The sequence below is a fragment of the Oribacterium sp. oral taxon 078 str. F0262 genome (assembly GCF_000160135.1).
In the GTDB taxonomy this organism is placed as follows: Bacteria; Bacillota; Clostridia; order Lachnospirales; family Lachnospiraceae; genus Oribacterium.
Window position 1 is genome coordinate 1 of record NZ_GG729941.1, and the last position, 201, is coordinate 201.

The 201-nt window shown below is 49.3% G+C and carries 1 protein-coding gene; it reads right to left on the minus strand.

From position 1 onward, the window contains the following. Window positions 1-14: 14 nt before the first annotated feature. The coding region (locus GCWU000341_RS12475) for a hypothetical protein (RefSeq protein WP_009216428.1) at window positions 15-201 on the minus strand (187 nt) is incomplete at its 5' end.

Here is a 201-nt window from a genome sequence, read left to right on the forward strand (position 1 = left end):
CGATGCAGCCCATGTCAAATCAGAGTAATTCCAGCATGGAACCAGGCAAACTTCTGCGCGATTTCACTGAGCTCATGATTCGCATGATCTACGTACTTTCCCCATTCGCTGTACATCGTTTCTCCAAGCTTATGAGGATCTGCGATGAACGTATTTTCAGCACCGGCAGCCTTAGGGAGCTTCTGCGCCTTTACAAGCTCC